7 protein-coding genes are annotated in these 7,868 nt (G+C 49.2%); 5 read left to right on the top strand and 2 right to left on the bottom strand.

Features of this window, described 5'->3' with window-relative positions; genetic code table 11:
• From OXG10_02780 to OXG10_02760, 5 genes are all read left to right on the top strand, one after another.
• On the top strand, positions 1–217 hold a 217-nt coding region (locus OXG10_02780), incomplete at its 5' end, for a hypothetical protein (GenBank protein ID MCY3826295.1).
• Positions 218–257: 40 nt separating this feature from the next.
• Positions 258–998: a polyprenyl diphosphate synthase gene (gene uppS / locus OXG10_02775; protein MCY3826294.1), complete on the top strand. Its 741-nt coding sequence runs from the start codon at positions 258–260 to the stop codon at positions 996–998.
• 1 nt (position 999) lies between these two features.
• Positions 1,000–2,157: a 1-deoxy-D-xylulose-5-phosphate reductoisomerase gene (locus OXG10_02770; protein MCY3826293.1), complete on the top strand. Its 1,158-nt coding sequence runs from the start codon at positions 1,000–1,002 to the stop codon at positions 2,155–2,157.
• Positions 2,158–2,159: 2 nt separating this feature from the next.
• The gene (gene rseP, locus OXG10_02765) at positions 2,160–3,746 is read left to right on the top strand and encodes an RIP metalloprotease RseP (GenBank protein ID MCY3826292.1); all 1,587 of its coding nucleotides are present in this window, start codon (positions 2,160–2,162) and stop codon (positions 3,744–3,746) included.
• A gap of 20 nt (positions 3,747–3,766) precedes the next feature.
• Positions 3,767–4,195: a nuclear transport factor 2 family protein gene (locus tag OXG10_02760; protein ID MCY3826291.1), complete on the top strand. Its 429-nt coding sequence runs from the start codon at positions 3,767–3,769 to the stop codon at positions 4,193–4,195.
• Positions 4,196–4,353: 158 nt separating this feature from the next.
• Here the strand turns inward: OXG10_02760 and OXG10_02755 are convergent, their stop codons facing one another.
• Together OXG10_02755 and OXG10_02750 are read right to left on the bottom strand one after the other, a co-directional pair.
• A complete protein-coding gene (locus OXG10_02755; GenBank protein MCY3826290.1) occupies positions 4,354–5,274 on the bottom strand; it encodes a toll/interleukin-1 receptor domain-containing protein in 921 nt (306 codons plus the stop codon).
• Between the two features lie 57 nt (positions 5,275–5,331).
• Positions 5,332–7,868: N-6 DNA methylase (locus OXG10_02750; protein ID MCY3826289.1), on the bottom strand; the 2,537-nt coding region annotated here is incomplete at its 5' end.

Below are 7,868 nucleotides of genomic sequence, written 5' to 3'. Positions count from 1 at the left end.
GTCCACACTTTTTACTGGAATAATATCAGGATTTGTCAAAAGCTGCGTTTCCGACCTTCCCGAAGCATCCCGGGAGTGGGTTCCGCTGAAAAGAGCCCTTTTCTACCTGGGGGCACTTCTCATATACCCGGTCGCCCTGATCGTGGCCATGGTGGTAATTGCTACGGTCGTTCTGATCGCATATCCCGTTTCTTACATCTATCGGGCGGCGAGCTGAAGCGACGGTTGTCAGCGAAGCTCTCAAACAATGTCTCGTAATGCAGAAAAACCGTAACATTTCCACACCGGGTCCTATCCCCAGACACGTTGTCATAATAATGGACGGCAACGGAAGATGGGCGAAGCGAAAGAATCTCGACAGGATGATCGGTCACAGGGAAGGAATAAAGTCTGCAAAATCGGTGGTCCGTGCCGCGCGGGAGATCGGGATAGAATATTTAACTCTTTACGCATTCTCCGCCCAAAACTGGAAGAGGCCGGGGGGAGAGGTTCTCGCCCTAATGGATCTTTTAAGGCAGTATCTCTCAAATGAAGGCGATAAGCTGCTTGCGCAGAACACCAGGCTAAACGCGATCGGTAATCTCTCGAACCTCCCCAAAGACATACGTGAGCTTCTCGGGCGCGTGATGAAAATGACGGAAAAGTGCGACTCCCTGACGATAACCCTGGCTCTTAGCTACGGGGGCAGGGAGGAGATAATCAACGCCGTGAACAGCATAATCGAGGAGGGAAAGAAAAAACCGATTTCCGAGAAGGATTTTCAGGAATATCTCTATACCTCCGGCCTGCCTGAACCGGATCTGCTCATAAGGACCGGGGGAGAAATGAGACTTTCAAACTTTCTGCTGTGGCAACTGGCCTATGCCGAAATATACGTCACGAAGACACTCTGGCCGAATTTCAGAAGAAGGCATCTGCTAAAGGCCATCGCCAATTACCGTAACAGGGAAAGAAGGTTCGGACTGACAGGAGAGCAGATACGGGAGAAAGGGCGCTAGATTGAAAAAAATATCCATACTCGGATCAACCGGCTCGATCGGGTCGCAGACCCTTGAAATAGTACGAAGATTTCCCGAAAGGTTCGAGGTAACGGGCCTTTGTGCGGGAAAAAACATTGATCTTCTTGCAGAACAGATAACGGAATTCGCCCCGAAGATCGTATCGGTTACCCGAAAGGACGACTCGGAACGACTCAGGAAAATCGCCGGTCCGAAAACACAGATATATTACGGAGACGAGGGAAATATCGCAGTTGCTACGGAAGGCGATTGCGATCTGGTTATATCCTCCATGGTAGGTTTCCCAGGGCTTCTGCCTACACTGTCTGCAATACGGGCCGGAAGAAACGTTGGTATAGCAAACAAAGAATCTCTTGTGGTCGCAGGAGGACTTCTTATTTCCGAGGCAAAAAACCAGGACGTCACACTCCTCCCCGTGGACAGCGAGCATAGCGCCGTTTTCCAGACGCTTCTTGAAAAGGACCGCGAATTTCTTAAACGGATCATTATAACGGCATCGGGTGGACCGTTTCGCAAAACCCCGAAAAAAGACCTGGAAAAGGTTACGGTCGCCGACGCCCTCTGCCACCCCACATGGAAAATGGGAGAGAAAATAACCATAGATTCGGCGACGCTGATGAACAAAGGGTTTGAAATTATAGAGGCGAGGTGGTTTTTTGACATGCCCGCCGAAAAAATATCAATTTGGGTACACCCCCAGAGCATTGTGCATTCAATCCTTGAATATGTTGACGGCTCGTTCATAACCCATCTTTCCGCCTCCGACATGAAAATACCGATAGCCCAAGCACTCTCCTATCCCGAGAGACTCGATCTCGGGCGCCCCGACGCCTCGCCGGACGACCTCTCGGACATCACGTTTGAGAAGCTAGACACAGATAAATTCGAGGCTCCCGCGATCGCAATTGAATGTCTCAGAATGGGCGGCACTTATCCAACCGTGCTAAACGCCGCGAATGAAGTGGCAGTAACGGCATTTCTTGACGAGACAATAAAATTCACCGATATAATCCCGATAGTCAGGGAAACTCTCGAGCGTCACGACAAACTTGACTCGGGATGTCTTGACAATATATTAGAGGCGGACAGGTGGTCTAGGAGCACCGCCGGTTCTATAATGGAGAGCCTTCTTTCTTAGTGATGACTACTATTCTGGCTTTTATTTTCGTAATAGGAATTCTGGTCTTTTTTCATGAGCTGGGGCATTTTCTGCTCGCGAAAAGAAGCAATATCAGGGTCGAGAAGTTTTCTCTAGGTTTCGGCCCGAAACTCGTTTCTTTCGTAAGAGGCGAAACGGAATACCTGATTTCGGCCCTTCCCCTCGGCGGATACGTGAAGATGTACGGTGAGGGCAAGGAAGATAACGTAATTGTCGAAAGCGTTGCAGACACTGAGTCGCCACTTGCCTCAGGGGACAGAATTACCGGGATAAAAGGATTCAGTCTTGAGCAGTATGGAAGCTGGGAAAAGCTTCTCTATGCGCTAAAGTCAGACCCGCACCAGGAAAAAGAACTTGAAGTTGAAAGAGATGGGAAAGTCTACACTCTCACCGTCAGCGGTTCGGCCCTTTACAATATAGAGGCTTACTACGAAAAGGACTACCACAGGGGGTTTTCCGGCAAGTCTCTTACAGACAGATTCCTGGTGGTCATAGCTGGGCCCGCTATGAATTTCATAATTCCTTTTTTCTTCATGCCCCTTGTGTTCATGTTCGGCATAAGTGTCTCAGGTTATCTGGAAGATCCTCCTGACATAACTTACGTAAGGAAAGACTCTCCTGCCCATCTCTCGGGATTCGCCGCGGGTGACAGGATACTCAGCATAAACGGAAAAGAGGTCAAAGACTGGAAAGATGTGAACGTGGCTGTTCACTCAAATCCCGATTCGCTGCTTGAATTCAAGGTGAGAACCGGAAGCGAAACCAGGACTCTCACCCTTTTCGCCGAAGCCGGTTCCGATGGTAGGGTAGAAACCGGATTCGCAAGGCCCATAGAGGCAACCATAGCGGAGGTGGCTGAGGACCGCCCCGCCTGGAGAGCGGGGATACGTCCGGGAGACAGCATCAAGGCAATAGACGGCGTAGAGGTTACGGACTGGAACCATATGTCGGACATAATAGCCGAAAGCAGAGGCAAAGAACTTGATTTCACGATTGAACGTGGGGAAGAGAAAATGCATTTTCGCCTGGCGGCGGAAATGCAAGAAGACATCGAACGCTACATAATCGGCATCACCCCAAGCACAGACAGGGTGCTTAAAAAATACGGTTTCTTTGAATCGCTTAGCAGGGGAATAGCAGAAGCGGCGCGTATGACAGTTGAGATCACCATTCTTTTCTTCGGATTCCTGTTCAAGCTCGTAACAGGAAAAATAGCGCTTGCGACAGCGGGAAAAACGGTAGCGGGACCGCTCCTGATAGCGAAGGTGTCGGGAGATGTCGCTCAAAGCGGCATATCGAACCTCCTTCAGTTCACCTCGCTTATAAGCATAAACCTCGCGCTGATAAACCTCCTCCCGATACCGATGCTCGACGGAGGACATCTGCTTTATCTGGCGATTGAGAAAATAAAAAGAAAACCGCTCAGCATAAAAACCCTAGAGATAACCCAGCGAATCGGGTTTTCCTTTCTGATTTTCATCATGGCGGCGGCACTGTATAACGACATTATGAGGATGCGCGAAGACATATTCTCGCAGTTCGGCAGAATTTTAGACCTTTTCCGGTAAAATTACTCAGGAGCAAGACGATGGCCGTGGAGAAAGACAGCGAAGAAATACTCAGTATCAACAGCCTTTTTTACGAGGCTCTGGGGACCAGAAATCTGGAGCTGATGGGAGAGATTTGGGTAAAAGATTCAAGGTCTGGCTGCGTCCATCCGGGATGGACCGCTCTTCGCAACTGGGAAGCCATACGGCAGAGCTGGGAAAGCGTTTTTGATCCTGAGGATCAGGTTGACATCAGCATCTCAAACGTGACCGTGGATATAAGCGACAATATCGCCTGGGTTACCTGTCTTCAGGAGATGGTATACATAAAAAGGGATCCGGTCATGTTTAACCTCTCTCAGTCAACCAACATATTCGAGAAGCAGGACGGCAGATGGCTTATGATCTTTCATCATGCTTCGCCAATCCCCGTTCGGGGTTATGAACCGGATAAAAAGACCATACAGTAGCCGGAACTTCAGGAAGTTTCTTCTTTCTGACTCATTCTCTCAAGGTAAATTGAGAGATCGAAAAGACAAGCACCAATGCCACTGAAGCACTTGATTTTTATGGTACGACATTAGAACCAATACAACCAGTTGGCCCTCAATTACTGGACCGAGACCTGCTAATCAAAGGACAGGTCTTCTGATGCGTCTTTGACTCTTTTACGATGTTCTTCCACCTGTTGGCGACGTAACTCTTGTTCTCTCCGCTTGCGCTCAAGAAGCTTTTTTTCTTCCTGATTTACCACATTAACACAGTCAACTAATGTATCGCGGTGATACCTTTTAACTTCTTCAATGGTTGTACCATTCAGAATGATTTTCGCACCCTGTACGCTTGCGATTCCCGGGCGATGCATGGTGGTAAAACTTGGTGGCCGATTCCAAGTATCTATGAATATCTCGGACCATAACAATGACGGAACACGGTTAAGTAGAAACGGCACAATGTAAAGTGCGGAGCCTCGGGTACCATCCAATTTTGGTTCAGTCACCTCATCAACAATAACACCAAGGATTTTTACTGATTCGTTAAGCAGTGTGTCTGCAGGTGGCTTCGAATGGACAGGTTGAGACGACTTTCGTAGTGGTGGAGCAACATGTCGTGTTCCAAGCAATGTAGCGGTAAGATCGGGATAGTTTTTTCTGTACATTTTCTCAGTACTCAGATCAACGTAGAATTTTCCCTTTAGCCATGTCGGAGCGGATTCTTCCCACGTACCTCTTGCAAGAACAGGAATAAATTTGCGATGATTACCTTTATTAAGCAACTCAGCGGTCATCATATCTCCCTCATAGCCTACACCGCCTTTCCTTTCATCTGACTTCAACTTATAATTTGGAGTGCAGATGATTAATACATAGTCATTCTCTCGAATCTCTTTCTCCATGAAAGATGGTAATTGATCACCCAAGACTGTATGCCATTGATCCAAGATCGTATCAACCCCGTCGTTGCGAAGCTCAGTAGCTAATTTGGCAACCCAGTCTTTATGATCGTCATCATCCCATGAATAAGAAATAAATGCTTCTGGTGTGCTCATCGGATGTTACCTCATTGTGTTAGGATTTCTGCTTAGCACTTCTCTATTAATATTTCCTTAACACGCACTTAGGTAACCTGTCAAAATCATAGCCTCTATCCGCCGTGCCATATCCGAGAAATGCTGAACCTCCGTGGGTGAAAGCGCACGGTCGAGGACACCATGTTCTCGATAAGAAAGCCATTTCTTAAGCACTTGATAACCGCCGAGTCTGTAATTCCAAACTGCATGAGGAACATTACTCCAGAAAGCCCTAGCGTTAAGATAGACATCGAATGTCGTTTCGCCGAGTGCCGATTGTTTATCACCTAAAACCGCACGTTCTGATTGTGTGAAAGGCCTTTCCACATATGTACCTTGACCAGGCACGACTGCATTTCCTTGGCCGCAATAACCCCATCCCGCCGTCACCGCAAAATCCTCGCCTGTCATGTTGCGCCCGTCTATCGTAGTCGGAACGGCTATAGCTGCAAACTCTGGACGCAGTGGGCCTTGCGTAACACCTGGAACAGGTACATCGGGATCAAGCAAGCTTGCAATCGCCCGACCCCTTGTCGTTAAATCCGCAAAGGTTGCTGCAGCACCATCAGCTTTGCCGTCCGGCCAGCCTGGAAGCGAAATGCGCGGCCATCCCATACGAAGCCCGTCGGCATTTGCTTCGCTGTATACTGGATCATGGAGCACGGAAAGAACACAATGAAAAAGATCCTCGACACCCGCACCAATACGTTTGAGGTAATTTTCTGCCGCAGTGGAAAGATTTGGGCGACGGGAATTCCTCAAGTCGGACCCGAGTCCATGATCGTGCAACCAAGCGGGAAACATGCTGGCTCCACGCTCAATCAGATGTGATGAAGCCATTGACTTCACCAGACAGGTCTGCGGTTCTCCCACGCCTTTTCGTAGATGCTGTGCGGCGGAAAGCCACAAATTCCCCTCAAGTATATGAGGCCGATAGTCGGCACGTGGCCTATCCAAGAGAGAAGTATCCTTTTCCCAATAGAGCCACCGGTTGTCAAAAGGACGGTAGGCGAAACGCATGAAACCCGCTTTATCCGGTCCTCCTCGTTTTAACAGCGTGTCCCGTACCGCAGGGGCATCGAACCGTGCCGTGGTTTTCATTGCTGCAGGATAACTCTGCGCAATTTTGTCGTGGCTCAAAGTCGCATTGAAGTAATCCCCGATTCGTACCTGAAGTCGGTCGAGATCAACATCCACCAGAAAGCCGTCGCGGCTGGTTTTAACACCGGGAAAAGATACGGGGAACAAATCAGGAAGCTCGGGCCAGTCGAACCATTCCTCACTCACCGCGGTTTGCGTGAAGGGGAGACCAAGAGAAAGTATGGGTTTGATTCTCGAGTAGAGCGCGTCCGGTTCAGTTTCGGCCGTCGCAATCAACTCTTCTGGTTTAGCTTTTCCCCAAAGGTGTCGGAACTCAATATCGCTTGTAGGCACATGGTCAGCTTTACGTATCAGCGTCGCGATTGCAGTACCGACTTGGATACCCCCTGAACTACCAGGAACAGTAAAGATGCTCATATCGGGTTCACCTTCGGGCGTTCTTCCTCCCTTTCGAACATCTCCGTTCAGACAGTCGATGCGTATTGCGTCAAATGCTTCAAGATATCGCTCTCTCATTCCGGGAAAAGATAAACCATCAAGCCATGAGTAGTTGGAGATAAAGCAGACTATTCCTTGCCCAGTCTTTTCCGCAATACGATGTTCCGCCATTCGAAAAAAGCGAACATAAAGATCATTCAGACCCTGGCCTTCTGGTTTACGGACATGCTTTGTTGAGCGGTACGCCTTTGACAGTTCACGTTCTTCATCTACCGCCATGCCTGCGAAGCCGTTGTAGGGTGGATTGCCCAGGATCACCAGAATTGGCGTCTCCTGTTTTATTCGTTCCGCCCGGTCACGTTCTTCTTCAAGCTCGGGAAAGGGCAACGGCTTGTTTGTGCGAGGTTCCCAACCTGTAAGAGCATTAGTGAGAAAAACACCGGCGCGTTCGGTTCCATCATCTGCCAACGATGCGTCCAGACTCTGCATGGTTAATCCGACCTGCAGATGGGCAACAACAAAGGGCGCAGGCATTATCTCAAACCCGAACACCCGTTCGACCGCTGCCTGCTTGACCCGCACACCGGCAAGTGCGCCGAGCCCTTGTCCTTCAAGATTGGCAGCGATGCGACGCAACACCTCCGCCAGATAAGCCCCTGTGCCACAGCACGGGTCGAGCACGTAAACATTCTCTGCTGCAAGTCCATCCGGGATATCGAGATCATCCTTCAACGCCTTGTCCACTCGGGCAACCATGTAGCGGACCACTTCGGCAGGTGTGTACCAGACACCGAGCTGCTTACGCAACTCTGGATCAAATGCTTCCAGAAACGGTTCATAGAAATACTGCACTGCTTCGCCCTCTTGAAACCGGGAGAAAAAAGCAACGCGGTCCACACGGTTTAGTCTGAACTTCCACCCTGAACAAGCCGATTTTGCGTCGTAACCCACTGTAGACAAATGGTTTTTGGGTATAACTCTGAATTTGTTTGTCCCCATGTATTGAAGAATATATTTTTCTTCTACTCTCTTGA

It is taken from the genome of Candidatus Dadabacteria bacterium, from assembly GCA_026706695.1.
Classification (GTDB): domain Bacteria; phylum Desulfobacterota_D; class UBA1144; order Nemesobacterales; family Nemesobacteraceae; genus Nemesobacter.
Note: the sequence above shows the minus strand (reverse complement) of the source record. Positions and strands in the feature narration are given on the sequence as shown.